We start from the raw sequence: 20,998 nt of genomic DNA, 5'->3' as shown, positions 1-20,998 counted from the left end.
CGTATGAAATGCGTTGGGATCAGTGCCGAAAGTGACGGCGACCGGTAAAGATCAGGGCAATCCCGTGCTCGTCGCAAGCGGCAATGACCTCCTCATCGCGCCGAGAGCCTCCCGGCTGAATGATCGCGGTGACACCGGCCGCAGCGGCCGCATCGGGGCCATCTCGGAACGGGAAGAAGGCGTCGGACGCAAGGACGGCACCGGCAGCTCGGGCGCCGGCCTTCTTCACGGCGATTTCGACGGAGTCCAGTCGGCTCATCTGCCCGGCGCCAACGCCGACGATCTGGCCTTCACTGGCCAGGACGATGGCATTCGACTTGACTGCCTGACAAACCTTCCAGCCGAAGGCCAGATCGATGGCTTCCCGATCGTTCGGCGGACGCTTGCTTACGACCCGACCTTCGGCGAGCGGATTGGCCTGCATGGTGTCCCAGTCCTGAACAAGCAAGCCTCCCTCGATGCGTCGGAGGTCGAGGCCAGGGGGCGAACCTTGACCGGGACCAATCGGCACGCCTAGCTCAATCAGTCGGACACTGTTTTTCCAGGTCGGCCGGGTGGTCAACGCCTCGAAGGCGTCGGGCTCAAAGCTGGGGGCGAGAATGCACTCGATGAATCGTCCCGGACTGACCATGCGTTCGGCCGTCACCAGATCAACCGGTCGATTCAGTCCGACAATTCCACCAAAGGCGCTGACCGGATCACCGTCATAAGCCCGCTCGAAGGCCTCGGCGAGGGTTGAGCCAATCGCTGAACCACATGGGTTGTTGTGCTTTAAGACACAGGCAGCAGGCTCATCGAAAGATCGAATCAGACGTAACGCACTATCAAGGTCGAGAAGATTGTTATAAGAAAGCTCTTTTCCGTGTCTGATGGTGGCCGAGGCCAGGTTCGGACTCTCCGTCTCAGATTCGACGTAGAAAGCGGCCCGCTGATGAGGGTTCTCTCCGTATCGTAAAGAGGTTCGCAGCACGAACCGGGGAGAAAACGTGTTCGGAAAGCCTTCTGGCTCGCTCTCAGTCGAGGCTCCGGCCAGGTAGGACGAAATGGCCTGATCGTAGTGCGCGGTCTGTCGGAATGCGTCGAGGGCTCTCGCGCGTCGAAATGCGAAAGTGGTTCCACCGTGCTGGCTGAGGTGTTCCAGAAACACCGAATATTGATCTGGATCGGTCAGGACGGCCACATGGGCATGATTCTTCGCGGCTCCTCGAATCAGGCTTGGGCCGCCGATGTCGATATTCTCGATTGCCTCGGCATCGGTGACATCTGGCCTGGCGATGGTGGCTTCAAACGGATAAAGGTTGACGACGACGAGGTCGATCGGCTCGATTCCATGAGCGGTCAGCGTCGTCACGTCGTCGGCCTGATCGCGACGCGCGAGAATCCCGCCGTGGATCTTTGGATGAAGCGTCTTGACCCTTCCGCCGAGGATTTCAGGGCTTCCGGTATATGAGGAAACTTCCTCGGCTTCGAGACCGGCCTCAATCAAGGCGGTCCGTGTGCCACCGCTGGCCAGCAATGCGATGCCTCGATCGGCGAGGGCTCGGGCCAGATCAACAAGGCCCCGCTTGTCTGAGACGCTCAGAAGGGCGCGGCGGATCGGTGTGGTGGTGTCAGACATCGCGATTCGGGGCCTCTTCAACTCGATCCTCTGCCAATCGCATCGTCATGATCGGCCTTGAGGATCAGATGCGCAAAAGGAATTCGGAAAGGCCCAACGGCCTTCCCGAATTCTAGAAAAAAAAGGGGAATGGAACGTATCCAACCCGACCGAATGTCGCGAAAGATTATCGCCGTTGAGTCGCGATGGTTCGGGGCAAGGGGCGAGCCCCGAATCCGACGTCGAAGGGGTTATCGTTTTCCACTCCCTCGTCGGGGTTGTCCGGTATTGGGTCATTTCCGAACGGAGCGACAGGGACCGGCGGGGGAGTTGTGGTCGACCCTTCCTCGTCTCGAAGGAAACCAAACGGAGTGGTCGAGGCGGCCCGAAGCGGAATCGGAGAGGTCGAGCCGAACTCCCGAAGGCAGATGATCGACCCATGAGGGCTGGCCAGGTAAATGCGATCGTGCGAATCGTTGGTCGTGGTGACTGCGTAGCGACGAAGATCGACGCCAGCTCTCTGATACGTTGCCGAAGGACCAGCAACGAGATCACCGGATTCACGATCAACGATCGCCAGATCCCCATACTCGCTTAAAAGATAGACACGAGAGGGAGAGAGGGCGAGAATCTGCTCGGCCCCAGTCTGCACGCTCCGAGGTTTCGTTATGGGTTCGCCGGTCGACGGGTTGGTCACCAACTGCGCCGACCCGGGAACCACAACGGTACGACCGGTTCGAGGATCGACCTGCTCTTGCTCAGTTCCGGGGATGGGAACGGGGGAGGTCCATCGTGATTCGCCGGACTCTGGGTCGACCGCGTACAGGTCGCCGAGATCGCAAAGAACGTAAATCGTCGGGGGCATTGGCAAGACTTCCTCTTGCTCGACGATCTCGGTGTATTCCTGCTCGTAAGGTCTGAGATCAGTGCCAATGATGGTCCGGGTTCGCCGTTCGGGAACACGACGGGTTAACGTCACATCGCCACCTCCGACCAGCGGCTGTGCGGAGATTGGAGAACGGGCAGGGAAGACCCACTTCTGCTCGCCGGTAAACAGGTTGATTCCGTAGAGGTTGTGATTCAACGATGGAACGACGAGAAGACTTTCCGGACCAGTCCCGTAGGTTCCCATCGAAGCGGCCAGAGGACCGATGTTCTGAGAACGGTGCAAAACCGAAGGCGGGTCGTAACGCGAGACGTATAGACGCCCTCCGGTCGAGGCAAAAGCGACGACAAACTGCGTGGCAACTGGTTCTGCCGTGATCGGGCCATTGGTCGAGAAATTCCAGGCAAAGCCGCCCGGAGCCCCTGTTTGCTTCTGGAATCGCGAATCCTCAGCGGGAACCAACGAGAACGCAAGTAACTTGCCATTGGATTCGCCAATAAAGACAAGCTCATCCGTGGCCACGATCGGAGACGCCGCATTGGCTTCCATTCGCTCAATCCAGACCTGACGGCCGGTTGCGCGATCGAGGGCATAGATGTAATTTCCGTTGGTCGCGAATGCCAACTTGGAGTTTGTCCCCACGTCCTGAGCGAGACCGCTGGCGGGGCCAAGGTTTGCCGTCCAGAGCATCCGGCCGGTTTCGGCATCGTAACAATAAAGGTTCGCTTCGGTCGTTTGAGCGAAGATTTGCGTCCCGTCGGTCGTCAGGCTGAGGTGATCGACCTGTTCCAGCCCAGGTTGCAGCGGAACGGTCGCAAACCAGGACCGTTCCAGACCCAGACGCCCCAGGGCAGTCCGGTCAGGAAGAATCCGATGGGTATCAATGGGCTGGCCATCGGCGGGTACGGCCAGGGCCAGGGTGCCGAGGGCCGCCCAGGCCAGCGCGAGTCGGCGAATCATGGGGACGAGTCCTCTGCGGCAATCGGGTCGGGTCGGGGTGAGGTGGCGACAGGTCCATCGAGAGGATCTGGTCCAGGAGGAACCAGAGGGATCTTTGGGATCGCAATCGTGAACCGTGACAAGGATACGTAGCCGACGACTTGGGGCCGGTCAAGTTTCCGAGCCTCTCGGAGTGACCGGAACCTTCCGGTCATCCCCGCGATTCCGGTCTCGACGGCGTTTCAGGGGCCCTCCTCGAGTCCAGGAGAGCGAAATGAATCGGACGAATCGGTCACCGATTCGGCATCGTCCCGACGAGCGGAGATAATCTTCCAGCCCGTGTCGATGGCATCGAGGCGGAACCGAACCAGCTCAAGCCGCAACCGGCGTGGTGGAGCCCCGGGTGATGCCAGCCGGTCCTGAATCGTCGCAACCGCCTGAGCCCGATCAAGGATGAAGGGGCCGTCGGCCCCAATCGTGAAGAAGGGCCGTCCCAGCAACTCCTCCCAGGTCGCCGTATCCTCACCGAAGTTCAGAGCGAGGGCTTCGGCGTCGGGGGGAAGGGGAGGATCGGCGTCCTCGACAAGCTGGGAATAGGTTGGTACCAACTCTTTACGAGGCAGGGTGTTCTGCGTCAACTTGACGAATTGTTCCGCGAATTCGACGGCGGCGTCGAGTTGCTCGTCAGCCGTGCCACCGGCAATCCGGGAATAGATGTCCCCGGCCTCGTTCTCCTCCTTGAGCCGTTCGGCCTCATCCATGAAATTGGCCGCGACCCCAAGTGGGTTGGCATTGCGGAAGCGTTTGATCTCTGGGTCGTAGATGTAGGTCGAAGCGATTCGATCATTCAATTGAGCCAGGGGGGCAAACGATCCTCGAATGGTCTCGTCTTCGCTCGGATCGCGCTGAACATCCTCGAAAGAGGCGATCAATGGCGGATCGTTCTGGACTGAGAGGCGATCGATGGTCTCGACATCGTTCGCAACGAGTGCTTCGAGAAAGGTTCGGGCCGTTCGCTCGACGGGGTTGATCGGACCGGCACCCTCTAGAGGTTCCGGACGATCCGGGGCTGTCGTGCGGAGGATCGGCCAGAAGATCAAGGCCGCGAGCAGGAGGCCGCCGACCGCTCCAAGCAGGAAAGGAATCAGACGCTTCCGACGTTGGGTCGTCGAGGGCTGAGCCTCTTCGGCCTCCATGCTGTGAGGAGTGATCAGGACCGAGGCGGAAGCGGGCTCTCTAGAAACGCTGGTCGTCGAGTCCTGAGCGGCCTCCCCGAGGGTCGCGGGCATTCGTGACGTCAGGCCGCACTTCGGGCATGAGACGAGTTGGCCGAGTCGTTCATCGGTGACCAGAAACGTGGCCAGGCAATGAGGGCATGATTGTCGAATCTTCATGGAGCATCCTCCGGGGCGGGGGACCCGATCGAGGAAGAAGCAATGGTTCGTCTCGAAACCGTTCGGAGGCACTCGGGACACGCATCTTCGGTGCCGGTATAGGCTCGGGAACACCTCGGGCAGAGGCCCGCGCTGCGTCGCAGGGTCGGCAAGGAAGCCTGCAGGCTTGCCCCCTCAGGGGTATCACCAAAGCTCTGGGCAGTTCGCGCAGCAAGCTCGACCACCTCGGCCTGCACGCCTCCCGCCCGGAGCCGTTTCTGGATTAGCATGATTAACCAGCCGACGACCTGGCGATCGAGCGTTTTGAGCTCCTCTCCTCGGAGATGGAGCGTCAACTCATCGCGATACGTCAGAACCTGATCAGGATCGTTGACGGCCCGAGCCGCCTCGAGACGTCCTTTCAGATCATGGATCGCCTGCTGACGCCCCTGGGATACATCCTCGGTTAACTCGTCGGCCTCGGGAGTGTCTGGGAAGTCTCTTCTGAGACTTGCGATGAGCCGATCAGCGCGCTCCCAACGCCCCTCATCAATAGCCTGCCGGACCCCGGCGACGGCGATTGCTCGCCGTTGGTCGATGGTCCGATCTGGCCCCGAGCCAGGGTTAGTCGAAATCCGTTCAACCGCCAGCGCAATTCGGGCCAGACTGGGCGCGACCTCACGTTCGATCAATCGAACGGTCGTTGCGGCCGACTCAGCCTGATCAACCATCAGGGCGATTAGCTCTGCAAGGGCCTTCAGCAAGCGATCTGCAACCCAGCCTGCCAGGGCAAATCCGCCCCCGTAGGCGATCAGAGCGATCCCCATGACAACTCGCTCTCCCCAGGTGAGCTGCATGTCTGAGAGCAGAGTCTGCGTGCGGTCGAGAACGAGGCCCAGCCCTACGGCCATCAGACCCAGTCGGACGACGGTCGAGAGCATAAGCAACGCTCGTCGAGTCGCCAGAAGTGAGGCCGGTCCGGTTTCGGATTGGAAGGAGTCAGCCATGAACGGCGATCAGTTCACCATGAAGGGATGTCAATCTTCGCGTCATCATGAAATCTTACGGGGCAACCGACCCAGTTGCCACCGTTGCTCGGGGTGATCGGCCCAAAGACAGGCTTTGGGGAGAAACTCGGGTTGAAGTCATCCCGGTCGAGCCTCGTCGGGAACGCCCAGGAGCGCGTGATTCATTGAGCGCAAACTCTTTTCCTCACGAAGGTTTCTTCGCACATTTTGGCTTCGTTCCGTGATGTGAAAATCGTCGTGACGCGGTATCGAACAGGTGTTTCGGGAGCCAGAAGAACCAGGTTTCTCGCTTGCGGCCTCGTTGAGGCTCTCGTAGCGTAAGTTGTTTTGGCTAGAGGCTTAAGTTTATTGAGTCGTGTGGGTTGGCCGTTTGAGACCTTACAGGTGTTGTGGAACTCGACTGCGATCGAAATTCATAAGATCAAACACCGATTGAGAATCGCTTCGAGACAGGGAGGCGAGCGCGATTCTCGCGAGTGATGAAGAGATTGATCCGCTCGGGGTGTCCCAGTGTGGGGATGAAGCCATTGTTTCCCTCAATCGTGAATCGAAGACCTCGGGGCCGATCGGCTCAGAACCATCCGATTTTTTTCGAAGGCACCAGGGGTTGTCTGAACTCGGCGCTTGGCGAGCGGGGGATTGGCCGTCACAATAAGGGAGAATCGAGTCTCGCTTGTTCCGCGTGAAGGATTCATCCAGCCGGGCGATGTCCCTCCCCATCAGCCCGCATTCTCCCCGCTCGTTACGCCCTCGGAGATGGCCCATGCGCCTCGATCGCCACCCCAGGCGAGGGAATCGAAACGGACTGAGTCTGATCCTGGTCGGATTGCTCGGCGTCTGCATTGCCCCTGGAGTCACGGCGGTTCATTCGGACACTACAACCGAAGTGGCTCCTGCCGAGTCGTTTTCGCGAGAACAGCGAACGCACTGGGCTTATGTACCGGTCGAGCGTCCCGATCCGCCGGACGTCGGGAATCGCTCGTGGATTCGCAATCCGATTGACCGCTTCATCCTGGCAGAGATCGAGGCTCTGGAATTTGAGCCCTCACCGGAAGCCGACCGCATCAGCTTGATTCGTCGTTTGACCTTCGACCTGACGGGGTTGCCGCCGACTCCCGACGAGGTGGAGTCCTTCCTTGAGGACGATCGGCCCGATGCCTACGAGCGTTTGGTAGAATCCTTGCTCGAACGGCCTAGCTTTGGAGAGCGATGGGCGCAGCACTGGCTCGACCTGGCCCACTATGCCGACTCGAATGGCTTCGAGCTGGATGCCGATCGCCCCGATGCCTGGCGATACCGGGACTGGGTTGTGTCGGCGCTGAACGATGATCTGCCTTACGACCGATTCCTCTCCTTGCAACTGGCCGGCGATGAACTGGCTCCGGACGACGAGTTTGCCCTGATCGCCACCGGGTTTGGCCGATGCGGCCCTCGGGAAGTGGTGGGAGGGAATATTGACCCAAAGGTCCGCAGACAATCGGAACTGTCGGGAGTGACGGGGACCGTGGGGTCGGTCTTCATGGGACTGACAATCGGGTGCGCCAAGTGCCATGATCACAAATTCGACGCCATCCCGACGACCGACTACTACCGGCTCCAGGCCTTCTTCGAGGCCGCCGAGATGGTCGAGATTCCCGTCGCAACAGAGGCCGAACGCGCGGCCTACAAGGCGGCCGAAGACGCGGTGGCCGCAAAGACCCAACCCTTGAAGGAGGCCAAGGCAACCCTGGAAGCCCCGTATCGGGCCGCACTCCTGGCCGTCAAGAAGGCCAACCTCACGGATGACGAACGGGCCGTGCTGGAGATTCCGGAGGAGGATCGCACACCCATTCAGAAAAAAATGGCGGCCGGAGCTCAACGTGCGCTCAATATTCCCTGGGAAGAACTCGCCGAGGCCGTGGCGGAGAATCCGGAAGATCACGCCGAACGAGAGCGTTTGAAACGGGCCATCTTCGAGTTGGAGCAGACGCTGCCACCTCCTCCTGCCAGGGTCATGGCCCTGGCCGAACCGAAGGACGAAGAGGCCGTTGCGGCTCCGGAGACGTTCGTCTATCGCCGGGGAGATCCGTACAACCTTGGACCAAAGGTTGAGCCTCGTCCGCTCGGAGTCGTGCTGGCGAACATGGAACCGGACGCCTTTGCCGATGGGGTCGAGCCGATCGACGGACGGACCGGACGGCGAACGGCGCTGGCCCAGTGGATGACCCGGCCGGAGAACCCTCTGACCGCCCGGGTGATCGTGAACCGACTCTGGCAGCATCACCTGGGCCGAGGGATCGTCGCCTCGCCGAGCGATTTCGGAGTCAGGGGTGAATACCCGTCTCATCCCGAATTGCTCGACTGGCTCGCCTCGGAACTGATTGCCAACGGCTGGCGGCTGAAGCCGATTCACCGCCTGATCGTCACCTCGGCCACCTACCGGCAAGCGTCCGACCCGAGACGGTCGGTCGTTCACGACCCGGAGGAGATGGCCCGCGTCAGGGAGGTTCTCAAGAGCCAAGCCGAGGACGATCCTGACAATCTTCTCTTTGCTCGCGTCGATCGCCGCAGGTTGGAGGCCGAATCGCTGCGAGATCATTTGCTCGCCGTCACCGGAGAGTTGAACCCTCAGATGGGAGGTCCCGGGATTCGAGCACCGATTCCCCCCGAGGTCGAGGAGCTGATCTTCACCGAGGCGGAGGAAGTCGACCTCTGGCCGGAACATCCTGATCCCTCGCAGCACGTTCGACGATCGCTTTACCTGTACCGGAAGCGGAACGTCCGGCTCCCGTTATTTGATGCCTTCGACTCCCCAGACACGCAGACCTCTTGCGCGGTCCGGGATGTGAGTACCCACCCGCTTCAGCCCTTGATCCTGCTCAACAGCAGTTTTGCAATCGACCGCGCCAAGGCACTCGCCGGTCGGGTCTTTCGCGACGAGCCGGATGATGCCCCCGCCCGGGTCGATCGGACCTATCGCCTGGTCCTGTCCCGATCCCCAGGCGAGGACGAGCTGAGGCAGGCCCTCGACTTCATCGACTCGCAAGCCGAGATGCTCAGGGATCGGCGGGAAGGAGATGCTCCGTTGGCGGCTCCAACTCCGGAGCCCTCGGACGTCGATCGAGCCGAGGCAGCGGCCTGGGTTGATTTCGCCCTGGCGATGCTGAACCGGAATGAGTTCGTGTACGTGCCTTGACCTGTTCTGGGACCTCAATTTGAGGCACGGGAATGTTCGAGTGAACTGAGCCGATCGATCGATCGTTTGACGGGTTGGCGACACCCACAGGTGCAGACGTTCTCCCAGGTTTCGAGACAGAACTTCGCTCACGGTTTTTCGAACTCGACGAACCAATCATTGAACCGTTTTCCAATGCCCCAGGAGTGGTATTCGATGCCGCGACCGACCCGCCGATGCCCTGGTCCGCAACCGATGCACCCGATCGATCGTCGGGCGTTCTTGAAATCGACCGGGGCGGGCTTCGGGATGCTCGCGCTGGCGGATCTCTTGCAGAGGGACGCGAAGGCGTCGGACGAGGGTCGTGCAAACCTCAACCCCCTGGCGGAGAAGGCGCCACACTTCGCCCCGAAGGCGAAGCGGTGCATCTTCCTGTTCATGGTCGGGGGGCCAAGCCACATCGACATGTTCGACCCGAAGCCGGAGCTGAACCGCCTGCACGGTCAGCCCTTGCCGCCGAGTTTTGGGAAGCTGGAAAGTCAGTTTCTCGAAGCGGACCCGATTTGCCTGGGAAGTACCCGGACCTGGGGGAAGTATGGCGAGTCGGGAATGGACATGTCCGACCTTGTTCCGCACATGAGGGAACACGCCGATACCATCGCGTTGGTCCGATCATGTCAGGTCGACAGCGTGATCCACGCCCCGGCGCATTATCAAATGAACTGCGGGCGGGTCTTCATGGGGTTCCCGAGCCTCGGAAGTTGGGTCGGCTACGGCCTCGGGACCGAGAACGAAAATCTCCCGGCGTATGTCGTTATGGCCCAGCCGGAGGGGACGCCGGAGGGCGGAGCCCCGTGCTGGGGGGCCGGATTCCTTCCGGCTGCGTATCAAGGGACGTTGTTCCGGCCGGGACCGAAGCCGATTCTCGACCTGCAACCCGCCACCGGCGAATTTTCGAGAGGCCAGCAGCGCCGCACGCTCGATCTCCTTCGAGCGATGAACGAGGCCGACCTTGATCCCGTCGATACCGAACTCTCGGCCCGGATCTCGTCCTACGAACTCGCGTTCCGCATGCAAGCGGAGGCACCTGAGGCGGTCGATCTCTCGACCGAAACCGAGGAAACGCGGCGGCTCTACGGGTTGGACCACCCGAGGACGAACGATTTCGGCACCCGATGCCTGCTGGCCCGTCGTCTGGTTGAGCGAGGGGTCCGATTTGTTCAGGTCTACTCCGGTGGCGGTCCCGTGGCGATGCAGTGGGATGCTCACAGCGACGTGAACGACAACCATGAAAAAATGTGCGGTCTGACCGATCAGCCAGTGTCGGCGTTGCTGACCGACCTGAAGCGTCGAGGGATGCTCGACGAGACCCTCGTGATTTGGGGAGGCGAATTCGGTCGGACTCCGGTCAGTGAAGGGGGGAGCCGAGGACGCGACCACAACGCGAAGGGCTTCACGATGTGGATGGCTGGTGGCGGGATCCAGGGGGGGACAACCTTCGGAGCCACGGATGAGATCGGTATGAATGCCATCGAGGATCACGCTCACATTAACGACCTGCACGCGACAATCCTCCACCTGATGGGTCTCGACCATACGCGCCTGACCTACCTGCACAGCGGTCGCGATGAACGGCTGACGGATGTGGGTGGCCGGGTGCTCTCAGGCCTTTTTGCGTGATCGTCGACCCAAGGTGGGAGGGCGTCATTCGTCGGACCGATCCACGGGTGGGTCTGACTTGACGGTGCCGCGGGTCTCCCGGAACAATAAGAGCACTACAACGGTCGCATCGGCCGGGCCGATCGCGGCCGTTTTCCTTGTTCCACACACTTTCGGGCGGCGGGAGCGAACTCCCTCGCAGGATCGATCGTAATCATGGTGAAGGCCACTGGACCTGCAATTGCCGACGCTCTCTCCGAGCAATCGGATGAGATGCTCATGAGTCGGTATCGTGAGCAGGCTCAGACCGAGGACTTCAACGAGTTGGTTCGGCGTTACGAGCGAGAGTTGTACCGGTATCTTGCCCGGTACACAGGCGATCGGGCGTTGGCCGACGACGTCTTCCAAAACACGTTTCTTCAGTTGCATCTGAAGCGAGGACTTTACGAGGACGGGCGCCCGTTGCGTCCCTGGCTCTATGCGATCGCGACCCATCAGGCCGTCGACGCGTTGCGCAAGGCAGGCCGTCATCCGACGGTGAGCCTTGACCAGCGAATCGATGGGGCAGACCGGGATCCGGGAGCACTGATCGATCTCTTGACGGGTGACGAGCCCGGCCCGCTGGTCGAGATGCAGAGCGAGGAGCGCCGGGAATGGGTTCGCCAGAGCATCGCCAAGCTCCCCGAAGGTCTTCGCCAGACGTTGATCCTGGCGTACTACCAGGATCTGAAGTACCGAGAAATCGCCGAAATCCTCAAGATTCCGGTGGGCACGGTCAAATCCCGCCTGCACGCCGCCGTGGCCAAACTCGCAGAAATGGCCCGAGCGGCCGGTCCCACTGAGAACGGTTCGGTCCCATGAACGACGCCGCCCTCTTTGATGAGGCTTTTGGCCAGCTCGATGACGACCGTCGAGAGCAGCTCGACCTGGCCGCCGCCTCTGACCCTTCCCTTGCCGATCGGCGTGCTCGACTCCGACACGCCCTCTCCTTGCTGCTCGACGCGGACGACCCTGAGCCTCCCTCCGCTCTTGCGGCCCGTACCACGGCCCGGATCCTTCGTCACGCCGAAGAACCCCGCATTCTTGAGTTTGCTCCGACCCGTCCTCGGGTTCGCTGGGTGGATGTGGGAGTGGCTGCCGCGGTCATGCTCATCGGCATGATGTCACTGGTTCCCGCAGTTCGCCATCAGCAACAAAGCGTCGGAAAGCTGATGTGTACGGATAACCTGCGTCAGATTGGACTGGCCATGAGTCAGTACGCTGCCACGCACCACACTTTTCCGTACGTTGATCCGTCCTGCCCGGCCTCGTATGTCGGGGCGGCGTTCGTACAGCTCAACGAAGCCGGCTTGCTGCACGACCATACCACCCTAGATTGTCCGTGCGACGGAGCGTCAATCCCGACGAAGCAACTTCCCCGGTTCGACGACTTGCTCGGCCGCGAACAGCATGTGCCCGGAACCTGCCGGGATGACATCCGAGTGGATTATGCCTATCACCTTGGAGTCCGACATCCCACCACCGGACAGACGATGCCGCTGCCGTTCAATATCGAGAATCGGGTTCCGCTCGTCGCCGATCAACCCCCGTTTCGGCTCGACCGGACCAACAACGCGGCGGGGCAAGGTGGCATCGTACTGGTGGGGAACAGCCCCAATCATGGCGGTGCCGGCCAGAATGTCCTGTTCACCGATGGTCGTGTCGAGTGGCGGCGAACCCGCTGGATCAGTTCGTCTGATCTCGATCTGTACCTGAATCATCACGAACGGACTCGTCCGGGGATTCACCTGATGGACGCAGTGCTGACACCCTGCATGATGCGGTTCCGCGACTGACAAAGCGAGGACGGGAACTCAATCAATCCGAACGACCGTTGCATCCTTCAAGTGCCGAGGCCTCACTCCACGTCGAGTGATGCGTCCTCGGCATTGGTGTTGGTGATCACAGGAACGTGATGGGCAAGGGATGTCTGCTCATTGCGTTGCAGAGGATCGAAGTCGATCCCAGTAGAGAATGGCGAGCATCGATTTTGCGTCCTCGATCCTGCCGTCGAGGGCCATGTTAACGGCCTGATCCCAGGGAACGACGACCGGTTCGATCTGTTCGTCCAACTCAAGGGAGTGGTGGCCTTCCCGCAGGTCGTCGCAGCGAAAGAGATACATGCGTTCGGTAAACAGGCCCGGAGAGACCCACCATTCGGTGAGCAGGGTGATCCGCCCGGCGATGTAACCAGTTTCCTCTCGGAGTTCGCGGACAGCGCAGGCGTCGGGGGGTTCGCCAGGGTCAATCGTCCCGGCGGGAACTTCGAGCAAGGTCTTGCCGATTGCAAAGCGCCGATTGCGGATCAAGCAGACACGGTCGCCATCGAGCAAGGGAAGCAGTGCGACAGCTCCTCGATGAAGAACGACCTCTCGCTCGGCGGTGGAGCCGTCGGCGAGCGAAACGGGGCGAAGGGCCAGATCGATTTTGTGCCCTCGGTAGAGAATTCGGTCATCCTGGCCGATTGGGTGGTCGTTCATGTCGACAGTCCTCGGTCTCGGAAGGCACGCCAGCCGGCCTCGAACCGATCGAGCCCGTCGAGCAAGGTCAATTCATCGACGGCAAAGCAGATGCGAACATGACCCTCCCCCCCTTCGCCGAAGGCCGATCCGGGAGCGACGCCGACCCGACGCTCTCGCACGAGCGATTCGCAGAAGGCGACCGACTCATTCAGCCCGTTGAGTTTTGGGAAGACGTAGAATGCCCCATCGGGTACGGGAACTTGAATCCCGTCGATCTGCCGGAGGCGATCGACGGCGAGGTCGCGATGCCGGGCGTATCGGGCCTGGGCCTCGGCGAGGAAGGCATCGCCGTCTCGAATCGCGACCCGAGCGGCCTCCTGAGCGACCCCGAAGGCATGGCTGACGGCATATTCCTGGAGAAAGGCGAGGGTCGGTGCCACCTCGGGAGGGGCGATGGCATAGCCGACCCGCCATCCGGTCATTCGGTACGCTTTCGAGCAGCTTTGCGCGATGATGGTGCGAGCGCGGGCCTCGGGCAGTTCGATCGGGCTGGGAGCGATGGTCGCGTTGTTCCCGAAGACGATCCGTTCGTAGACCCCGTCGGCGAGGAGCCAGAGGTCGTTACGCTCGCAGAAGGCGACGAGGGTTCGCCAGTCGTCGAGTGACGCGGTCCAGCCGGTCGGGTTGCCGGGGCTGGCCAGGGCAAGCAACCGCGTGTTGGAGCGAAGCGCAGACTCAAGGCGGTCGAGGTCAAGTCGGAAGCCGTCGGGTTCAAGGGCGAGGGGGACTTCGATCGCTTCGGCTCCCGCGACCTGGATGGCCCCGACGAAGTTCGGCCAGAGAGGAGTGACGACGAGCGCTGAGTCGCCGGGGCCGACCGTAGCCTCGACGGCCAGGTGAATCGCCATCATCCCGCTGGCGGTGACGACCACCTCCTCGCGGCGGATCGGCACGCCGTGGAGTTGCTGGTACTGGTGGGCGATCGCGTCTCGAAGCTCAGGATAACCGGGATTCGGCGTGTAGTATGTGCGGTCGGAGTCAATTGCGGCGTGGGCAGCCTGCTTGATGAAGTCGGGGGTGGGCAGGGTGTCTTCGCCGTAGAAGAGGCGGAGCGTGCCCGGATGCTCGTCGGCCAGGGCGGCGATGGCCCGAATCCGGGAAGGTGCAATGGAAGCAGCGGGGGCGAGTCGCAAGGGCGGGCCCTCGGATCGGGTGCGGAGCGATCGACCTGGGATGATCGACGACTCGAATCAGGAGGTTTTCTTGTCCCGAATCGTCAGGACGGGGCAGGGGGCCTCGCGGACGATGCGCTCGGCGACCGAGCCAAGCAGGACGTGAGCTAGACCCGTTCGGCCGTGAGTTGCCACCACGATCATGTCGATGGCCTTCTCGGTGGCGTAGGCATTGATCTCATCGACGGGATCTCCCCAGCGCACCTCGGTTACGATTTGAGCGGGGCGAGGCCAGTCGGCGTCGCAGAGCGATTCGAGCGTCTGGCGCGACTGGTCCTCAATCTCCCGATAGTATTCCGGGGGCATGCTGGAGATGAGCATCGGGTCGGGCCCAGCGGGTACAACAACGTCGGAGAGGATGTGGACCAGATGCAGCTCGGCCCCAAGGCGTTCAGCGAGTTCGCAGGCGAAGCGAACAGAGCCCTCGGAGTGTGAGCTGAAGTCCGTTGGTGCGAGAATGCGGGCGATCTGGAGCATGGGATCACCGAGGGCCGGAGCGTCTCGGCCTCCACCTTCGATTCCGAAAGGCGCGATGCCGAGACCTGGCATCTAAGATGCGACCAAGTCTGCTCGGAATCAAGAGCCCCGCCGGTTCGCTTCGGATCGGGGCCAAGCTCACCGGGTGGGTCGAGCAAAAGGTAGAGCCTGGGGCGAGCTGGGAGCGATCATGCTCGTACCAGGACCGGTCCTCCTTTGGATCGTCTTGGTTTGAAGACGACGATCCGGACAACGGAGGCGGTCCGAGCGGAAGATCAGGAATGCTTCTCGCCCCGGACGAGGGCATGGAAGCGTCGGTGGAGGTCCTTCGTGATTGGGCCGGGGTGTCCGTCGCCGATCGGGCGTGCGTCGCAATCGATGACGGGAATGACCTCGGCGGCGGTACCGGTCAGGAAGCACTCGTCGGCGGTGTAGATGTCGTGGCGGTCCATCGTCCGTTCGATGACGGTCAGGCCGATCTCACGAGCCAGGTCAATGACGGCCTGGCGGGTGATTCCCTCCAGGATGCCGGAGTCGACCGAGGGCGTGTGGATGACCCCTTTGTGAACAATAAAGACGTTGTCGCCGGTGCATTCGGCCACATGTCCCTGATGGTTGAGCATCAGCGCTTCGAGGCATCCGGCGTTGGTGCCCTCGATCTTGGCGAGGATGTTGTTCAGGTAGTTCAGCGACTTGATCCGCGGGTTCAGGGCCGCCGGATGGTTACGAATCGTGCCGGAGGTGATGATTTTCAGGCCATGCTCATAGAGCTCGTCAGGGTACAGGGAGATCGTATCGGTGATGATGATGACCTGCGGGTCCGACGTTCTGCGGGGGTCAAGCCCGAGGCTTCCGGCCCCTCGGGTCACGACGACGCGGATATAGGCGTCGATCAGGTCGTTGACCTTCAAGGTCTCGACGACGGCTTCGGCCAGCTCGGCGCGAGCCATCGGAATTTCAAGATGGATGGCACGAGCCGAGGCGTAGAGCCGGTCAATGTGATCTTCGAGGCGGAAAACCCGGCCGTTGTACGAACGGAGCCCCTCGAACACGCCGTCACCGTAGAGCAAGCCGTGGTCGTAGACGCTGATCTTGGCGTCGGCCTTGTCGAAGAGCTTGCCGTTGATGGAAACCTTCAGGCTCATGGCGTTGCTCCTCGACGGGCGGGCAGGGGGGGCCTTGGTCGGACCAAGAGGCCCCGAGGTGGACATCAATCGAACCGGGGAGGGAATTCAGGCGAGGACCGGGGACCACTCTTCCAGGCGACCCTCGGCCAGTCGCACGACCCGGTCAGCCTTCGAGGCAATTCCCAGGTCGTGGGTGACGAGTATCATAGTGAGCGCCCGTTCGCGGTTCAAGTCGCGGAGCAGGTCGAGGACTTCCCGACCGGTGTTGGCGTCGAGGTTGCCGGTCGGCTCATCGGCCAGCAAGACGGACGGTCCACCCACCAGTGCCCGGGCGATGGCAACCCGCTGCATTTCCCCGCCGGAGAGCTCGTTCGGCTTGTGGGTGATCCGATGGCTCAGACCGACGCGATCGAGCATGGCCTCGGCCTCGATCCGGAAACTCCGGCGCTTCGCCAGGTACTCAAGCGGACCGAAGCGGATCGTCAAGGGAATGAGAACGTTCTCCAGCGCCGTCAGTTCGGGCAAGAGGTGGTAGAACTGAAAGATGAAGCCGAACGTGCGGTTACGCAACGCATCGCGGCGGCGGCTGGGCAGGTTGTCGATCCGCTCGCCGTTGAGTTCGATCTGTCCCCCATCCGCGCCGTCGATCAGGCCGATCAGGTGCAGCAGGGTACTCTTGCCCGACCCGCTTGCACCCACGATCGCAAGCAGCTCTCCCTGGTCGATCTCCAGATCGACCTCGTCGAGCACCGGGACCGATTCGCGTCCCTTTTGGTACGACTTGGACAGGCCGAGCGTCGAGAGATGGGGGACCATCGGGGCCTCCGGAGGAAGGGGATGAGATGCGCTCGCCGCATCGTGGGCACACGAAGCGTTTCCAGGAGAGTTTGTCAGGAATCGATCACTCGTAGCGTAGGGCCTTGACCGGGTGCATCCGAGAAGCCCGTTGCGCGGGCCAGACACTGGCGGCCACGGCGATGACCAGGGCACCAACAACAATCCAGGCGACCGTCAACGGTTCAACCAGGGTCGGGATCTCGGGGAAATAGTAGATCGAGTCGTCAAAGACCTTCCGGCCGGTGATTTTGCTCAGGCCTTTCTCAATCTCGTTGATGTACTTGACGAACAGCAGACCGCCGGTCATACCGACGAGGCTGCCGACCATCCCGAGCGTCAGGCCGTAGCCGAGGAAGATGCCCCGGACCCCTGAGTCGGACGCGCCGAGCGCCTTGAGGATGCCGATGTCACGCGTCTTCTCCACCACGATCATCGAGAAGATGCCGAGGATGCCAAACCCGGCCACGGCGATAATGAAGAAGAGCAAGATGTTGAGAATGTTCTGCTCGACCTGGACGGCCGCGAGCAGGGGGCCTTGCTTCTGCTCCCACGTAGAGACGAGGAATCGGGTCGGCCATTTGGCTTCCATCGCCAGGCGGATGTCCCGAGCGAGGGTGTCGAGGTCGGTCCCCGGTTTCGCTTTCACCTGGATCTGGTTGACGAAGCCATCCTGGCCGCGGAGGAACTGGATGCGGTCAATCGGGACGTAGACCTGCATTGAGTCGTATTCACTCATGCCGCTTTTGAAGTAGCTGACAACGGTGAATTCGCCCGTCTTGGCCTCGGGGGTGCGACCGGCCGAGGGGAAGTGCAGGATGACCTTCGACCCCTGAGGAGCAATGAACATGTCCTCGCCCGTCTCGGGACGGTGGACAGTGCCGATGGCATAACCGAGGATCATGCCGTCCGCCGGAACAAGCGATTCCATGTCCTGACGAAGGATGTCGGCGAAGGGGTCGTTCGGGTCGGTTTGCTGGTAAACCTGCCCGGCGTAGGTGTTCAGGCGGTATTTGTCAGGGACGTGGAAGGTCGGCTCGGCCTTTGGGGGCTCAGTCTGGCCTGATCGCGGCTGATGAACGAGGTACTGAGCGAAGTCGCCGACCTTCGCGCGGTCCTCAGGACGAACGCCGATGATCTGCACCTCTCGGGTGAGATGTTCGCCGCCTCCCACGGGAATCATCGCGTAGCCGAACAGTTGCAACGACGGTGCCATCGCATCGACTCGGTCGCCGACGGCTTCTTGAAGGGCGGTCATCACCTCGTCGGGATTGTCGAAGCCGTTGAGGCTGAAGGACTCGATAATGATATCTGAGAGCGTGCCGTGCAGGCGCTCCTGCATCATCGTCGAGAAGCCGGCCATGACCGAGTTGACCACGATCATCGTCGCCACGCCGAGCATGACGCTGATGATGCTCGCCAGCGCGATGTATCGGGTGCGCAGATAGCGCCAGCAGAGCAGGTACTTGTACATGGTCGGGCGTCTCCTTACGCCAGCCTGTCAATCAAGGCATCCACGATCGGTCATCCTCCCGATCGCATCGAACCGGACACTCAGCCCCCGCTGCTTCCCGAGCCTTGGGGCCGGAGCAATGGAAAGAGGATCACGTCCCGGATGCTCTGCTTGTCGAGCAGGAGCATGCAGAGGCGGTCGATGCCGATGCCCAGGCCGCCGGCGGGGGGCATGGCGTGCTTGAGGGCCTTGATGAAGTCGTCGTCCATCTTGGCCATCGACTCATCCTCAGCCAGACCGGCAAGCTGCGATCGGAAGAGTTCTTCTTGCAAATTCGGGTCATTCAGTTCGGTGTAGGCGTTGGCCAGTTCCATGCCGAGGACGAACAGTTCGAAGCGTTCGGCAATCTCGGGGTGCCCGGCCTTGCGTTTGGTCAGGGGGCAGAGGGGGGCAGGGTAATCAATAACGAAGACCGGGCCGGTCAGATTGTCTTCGACGGCCTCCTCGAACAGCTCACCGAGGATGACGACGGGAGCTTTCCCAGCGGTCTCAAGGCCGAGGGATTCGGCCTTCGCCTTCACGGCGGCGACATCCGTGGGATCGACCCCGGCGTGTTCCAGGACAAGGTCGTTGTATGCTCTGCGGGGCCAGGGGGGAGTGAAATCGACCGTCGTGGGAGCGATCTCTCCCTCGGAACCGACGTGAATCGTGCGTTGAAAGTTGCCGTCGATCGCCTCGATCGCGCCGCAGATAAGGGCCTCGGTCAGGTCCATCATGCTGTGGTAGTCGCCGTAGGCCTGATAGGCCTCCATCATGGTGAACTCAGGGTTGTGCTTTCGGCTGATCCCCTCGTTCCGATAGACCCGACCCAATTCGAAGACTCGTTCCATCCCGCCGACGAGCAGACGCTTGAGGGGCAGTTCGAGGGCGATCCGTAGGAACAAGTCGATGTCGAGCGCATTGTGATGCGAGACGAAGGGCCGGGCGGCGGCTCCTCCGGCGATCGATTGCATGGTCGGCCCTTCGACCTCAACAAAGCCGCGCTCCTGGAGGACGCGGCGAATGGTTGAGACGATCTTCGAGCGGCCGAGGAAGGTCTGCAAGCTGTCGGGATTGCTGAACAGGTCGAGATAGCGCATCCGGCTGCGCGCTTCGACATCGGTCAGGCCATGCCACTTCTCGGGAGGGGGAAGGAGGCTCTTTCCGAGGAACGTGATCGACTCGGCGAAGACCGTCAGCTCTCCCGTCTTTGTGAAGCCGAGCGTACCGTCCACGCCGATCAGGTCGGAGAGATCAAGCTCCTTGGCGAGTTGCCAGGCATCGGGCCCGACCTGTTTCTTTCCGAGAAAGATCTGGATGCGGCCGGTCCAATCGCGGAGTTCGAGGAAGTGAACATTCCCCTGGACGCGGCGGAGCATGATCCGGCCGGTGATTCGGACGCGAGGGCCGGGAACCTCATCGCCGGGCTGGGCAGCCTCAGGCTCCAGGTTGCGAACCTGGTCGATGGCCTGGTGGCCGTCAAACCGTTGGCCCCAGGGGTCGATCCCCATCGCCTCGATGCGACGGAGCTTCTCCAGGCGGACAGCTTCCAGGTCGTCGAACTTCTCCTCGGACATCCTCGGACCTTCGGGTGCGGCGGATCGGGCAGTGGATTGCGTAAGATGAGGCAGATTTTAGCCATCCTACCCGGACGGTCAACGTCAACCGATCGGGGTAGGATTCGAAGACGACTGCCGAGACGCGAATCCGATGACGCTGTTCATGACCGAATTGCACGTGGTTGATCCCGAGTCGATGGCCCGCTGGTACGCCGAGGTGCTCGGCCTGCGGATCGTCCTTAGGGATTTTCCCAAAGGATTCGTCTTGCTCGAAGCCCCTGGCGGTGGTCGGTTGGCGTTGAAGCGATCGGAAAGGGGAGGGAGCGGGTGTCGCCTCGTCTTTCAGGTGGAGGACCCGGATGCCGAACGGGTTCGCTTGCAGGCACTCGCGATCTCGGTGAGCGAAGCCAGCGACAACACCGAAGAGTCTTATCGAGAGGTTCGCCTGACCGATCCCGAAGGAACGCCGATCACCTTGTTCGCCTGGTCGGGACGCACTGAGACAGGCTGATCAAGGGGGGCCGGAGACGGTCTCGACGCCGGACGAGGCTTCTGCAACCGGCTGAGCTTTCGGAATCAAGAAGCTGAGGTGGTGCGAGCAGTGGATCCAGTTGACCTGTTTCCATTCCTCGACCGAGAGATCAGCGATCGGGTGCTTGGGAAGGGGGCCGATGGCGTCCCGAGCTTCCTGCAGGGTCGCAATGCACGCTTCAATCGCGGCAGGGTCGTCGCTGCCGTCGGGGCTACTGGGGGCGAGTTCCTTGGGAGCAGGCAGGCCGGAACTCATCCGTCGCGTTTTCACGATCCGCCGAAAGATTGGGCCGGTAATCACGCTCCGGACAATCCAGGGCAAGCGACGGTCAGATCCGTCGAGCCCGAGGCGGAGTGTTTTCCGCAAGTGCTCGCACATCTGGGCAAGGTTCCACTTGCCTAGCATGGTGTAGCCGCACTGCTGGAGATGGCGAATCTCGGCGATCACGGCGTCGGCGTCGCGGAGGTCGAGTGATCTGCGCTGCATGGAGGCGGCTCCTCAAGGCCGTCGGGTTTCCTGAAGCAGTATCGGTGATCGTATCAGTGTCGAGTTGCCTCGAACAGCCAAGGGAGTGCCGCCTTCCCCATCGACTCAACTCGCCATCAGAA

General features: G+C 61.6%; 17 protein-coding genes. 5 read left to right on the top strand and 12 right to left on the bottom strand.

The window, feature by feature from the left end:
- Positions 1–19 precede the first annotated feature (19 nt).
- From purH to HG800_RS11785, 4 genes are all read right to left on the bottom strand, one after another.
- Positions 20–1,618 carry a bifunctional phosphoribosylaminoimidazolecarboxamide formyltransferase/IMP cyclohydrolase gene (gene purH / locus HG800_RS11800; protein ID WP_169976809.1) on the bottom strand — a complete coding sequence of 533 codons (1,599 nt, stop codon included), beginning with the start codon at positions 1,616–1,618 and terminating at the stop codon, positions 20–22.
- 166 nt (positions 1,619–1,784) lie between these two features.
- Positions 1,785–3,443 carry a PQQ-binding-like beta-propeller repeat protein gene (locus HG800_RS11795; protein WP_169976808.1) on the bottom strand — a complete coding sequence of 553 codons (1,659 nt, stop codon included), beginning with the start codon at positions 3,441–3,443 and terminating at the stop codon, positions 1,785–1,787.
- Between the two features lie 221 nt (positions 3,444–3,664).
- Positions 3,665–4,816 (bottom strand): hypothetical protein, encoded by a 1,152-nt coding sequence (locus HG800_RS11790; protein WP_169976807.1) that lies wholly within the window; start codon positions 4,814–4,816, stop codon positions 3,665–3,667.
- Entirely contained in the window at positions 4,813–5,802 is a 990-nt protein-coding gene (locus HG800_RS11785) for a hypothetical protein (protein ID WP_169976806.1), read from the bottom strand. Before HG800_RS11785 ends, HG800_RS11790 begins: the two co-directional genes overlap by 4 nt.
- A 784-nt stretch (positions 5,803–6,586) precedes the next feature.
- On the opposite strand from HG800_RS11785, the gene HG800_RS11780 reads away from it, so the two are divergent.
- The 4 genes from HG800_RS11780 to HG800_RS11765 all read left to right on the top strand — a co-directional run bounded on the left by HG800_RS11780 (position 6,587) and on the right by HG800_RS11765 (position 12,471).
- The gene (locus HG800_RS11780; protein ID WP_169976805.1) at positions 6,587–8,998 is read left to right on the top strand and encodes a DUF1549 and DUF1553 domain-containing protein; all 2,412 of its coding nucleotides are present in this window, start codon (positions 6,587–6,589) and stop codon (positions 8,996–8,998) included.
- A 195-nt stretch (positions 8,999–9,193) separates the two neighbouring features.
- A complete protein-coding gene (locus HG800_RS11775; RefSeq protein WP_235963607.1) occupies positions 9,194–10,657 on the top strand; it encodes a DUF1501 domain-containing protein in 1,464 nt (487 codons plus the stop codon).
- Between the two features lie 195 nt (positions 10,658–10,852).
- The gene (locus tag HG800_RS11770) at positions 10,853–11,497 is read left to right on the top strand and encodes an RNA polymerase sigma factor (RefSeq protein WP_169976804.1); all 645 of its coding nucleotides are present in this window, start codon (positions 10,853–10,855) and stop codon (positions 11,495–11,497) included.
- On the top strand, positions 11,494–12,471 hold the full coding sequence (locus HG800_RS11765; protein ID WP_169976803.1) for a DUF1559 family PulG-like putative transporter: 978 nt from the start codon (positions 11,494–11,496) through the stop codon (positions 12,469–12,471). Before HG800_RS11770 ends, HG800_RS11765 begins: the two co-directional genes overlap by 4 nt.
- A 138-nt stretch (positions 12,472–12,609) precedes the next feature.
- On the opposite strand, the gene HG800_RS11760 is transcribed toward HG800_RS11765, so the two are convergent.
- The 7 genes from HG800_RS11760 to lysS form a co-directional block, all read right to left on the bottom strand.
- Positions 12,610–13,155, bottom strand: a complete 546-nt coding sequence (locus tag HG800_RS11760) for an NUDIX hydrolase (RefSeq protein ID WP_169976802.1) — start codon at positions 13,153–13,155, stop codon at positions 12,610–12,612.
- On the bottom strand, positions 13,152–14,330 hold the full coding sequence (locus HG800_RS11755; RefSeq protein ID WP_169976801.1) for a pyridoxal phosphate-dependent aminotransferase: 1,179 nt from the start codon (positions 14,328–14,330) through the stop codon (positions 13,152–13,154). Before HG800_RS11755 ends, HG800_RS11760 begins: the two co-directional genes overlap by 4 nt.
- A 57-nt stretch (positions 14,331–14,387) precedes the next feature.
- Positions 14,388–14,918, bottom strand: a complete 531-nt coding sequence (locus tag HG800_RS11750; protein WP_235963606.1) for a universal stress protein — start codon at positions 14,916–14,918, stop codon at positions 14,388–14,390.
- A gap of 203 nt (positions 14,919–15,121) precedes the next feature.
- Positions 15,122–15,991 carry a branched-chain-amino-acid transaminase gene (ilvE, locus tag HG800_RS11745; RefSeq protein WP_169976800.1) on the bottom strand — a complete coding sequence of 290 codons (870 nt, stop codon included), beginning with the start codon at positions 15,989–15,991 and terminating at the stop codon, positions 15,122–15,124.
- A gap of 87 nt (positions 15,992–16,078) precedes the next feature.
- On the bottom strand, positions 16,079–16,789 hold the full coding sequence (locus HG800_RS11740) for an ABC transporter ATP-binding protein (RefSeq protein WP_169976799.1): 711 nt from the start codon (positions 16,787–16,789) through the stop codon (positions 16,079–16,081).
- 85 nt (positions 16,790–16,874) lie between these two features.
- A complete protein-coding gene (locus HG800_RS11735) occupies positions 16,875–18,281 on the bottom strand; it encodes an ABC transporter permease (RefSeq protein ID WP_169976798.1) in 1,407 nt (468 codons plus the stop codon).
- 80 nt (positions 18,282–18,361) lie between these two features.
- Positions 18,362–19,876 (bottom strand): lysine--tRNA ligase, encoded by a 1,515-nt coding sequence (gene lysS / locus HG800_RS11730; protein WP_169976797.1) that lies wholly within the window; start codon positions 19,874–19,876, stop codon positions 18,362–18,364.
- Positions 19,877–20,009: 133 nt separating this feature from the next.
- Between lysS and HG800_RS11725 the strand changes: the two genes are divergently transcribed.
- Positions 20,010–20,369: a VOC family protein gene (locus HG800_RS11725; RefSeq protein ID WP_169976796.1), complete on the top strand. Its 360-nt coding sequence runs from the start codon at positions 20,010–20,012 to the stop codon at positions 20,367–20,369.
- Here HG800_RS11725 and HG800_RS11720 read toward each other — a convergent pair whose 3' ends face one another.
- Positions 20,370–20,876 carry a DUF1569 domain-containing protein gene (locus HG800_RS11720; protein ID WP_169976795.1) on the bottom strand — a complete coding sequence of 169 codons (507 nt, stop codon included), beginning with the start codon at positions 20,874–20,876 and terminating at the stop codon, positions 20,370–20,372.
- Positions 20,877–20,998: the final 122 nt, after the last annotated feature.

It is taken from the genome of Tautonia rosea (genome assembly GCF_012958305.1).
GTDB classification, from domain to species: Bacteria; Planctomycetota; Planctomycetia; order Isosphaerales; family Isosphaeraceae; genus Tautonia; species Tautonia rosea.
The sequence above is the reverse complement of the archived record's forward strand: the minus strand, read 5'-3'. Positions and strand labels throughout refer to the sequence as shown.

Coding starts and splice junctions, on each gene's coding strand:
- HG800_RS11720 (WP_169976795.1), bottom strand. CDS start 20,876: ATGCAGCGCAGATCACTCGACCTCCGCGACGCCGACGCCGTGATCGCC.
- HG800_RS11770 (WP_169976804.1), top strand. CDS start 10,853: ATGGTGAAGGCCACTGGACCTGCAATTGCCGACGCTCTCTCCGAGCAA.
- lysS (WP_169976797.1), bottom strand. CDS start 19,876: ATGTCCGAGGAGAAGTTCGACGACCTGGAAGCTGTCCGCCTGGAGAAG.
- HG800_RS11735 (WP_169976798.1), bottom strand. CDS start 18,281: ATGTACAAGTACCTGCTCTGCTGGCGCTATCTGCGCACCCGATACATC.
- HG800_RS11795 (WP_169976808.1), bottom strand. CDS start 3,443: ATGATTCGCCGACTCGCGCTGGCCTGGGCGGCCCTCGGCACCCTGGCC.
- purH (WP_169976809.1), bottom strand. CDS start 1,618: ATGTCTGACACCACCACACCGATCCGCCGCGCCCTTCTGAGCGTCTCA.
- HG800_RS11775 (WP_235963607.1), top strand. CDS start 9,194: ATGCCGCGACCGACCCGCCGATGCCCTGGTCCGCAACCGATGCACCCG.
- HG800_RS11785 (WP_169976806.1), bottom strand. CDS start 5,802: ATGGCTGACTCCTTCCAATCCGAAACCGGACCGGCCTCACTTCTGGCG.
- ilvE (WP_169976800.1), bottom strand. CDS start 15,991: ATGAGCCTGAAGGTTTCCATCAACGGCAAGCTCTTCGACAAGGCCGAC.
- HG800_RS11765 (WP_169976803.1), top strand. CDS start 11,494: ATGAACGACGCCGCCCTCTTTGATGAGGCTTTTGGCCAGCTCGATGAC.
- HG800_RS11725 (WP_169976796.1), top strand. CDS start 20,010: ATGACGCTGTTCATGACCGAATTGCACGTGGTTGATCCCGAGTCGATG.
- HG800_RS11780 (WP_169976805.1), top strand. CDS start 6,587: ATGCGCCTCGATCGCCACCCCAGGCGAGGGAATCGAAACGGACTGAGT.
- HG800_RS11740 (WP_169976799.1), bottom strand. CDS start 16,789: ATGGTCCCCCATCTCTCGACGCTCGGCCTGTCCAAGTCGTACCAAAAG.
- HG800_RS11750 (WP_235963606.1), bottom strand. CDS start 14,918: ATGCCAGGTCTCGGCATCGCGCCTTTCGGAATCGAAGGTGGAGGCCGA.
- HG800_RS11760 (WP_169976802.1), bottom strand. CDS start 13,155: ATGAACGACCACCCAATCGGCCAGGATGACCGAATTCTCTACCGAGGG.
- HG800_RS11790 (WP_169976807.1), bottom strand. CDS start 4,816: ATGAAGATTCGACAATCATGCCCTCATTGCCTGGCCACGTTTCTGGTC.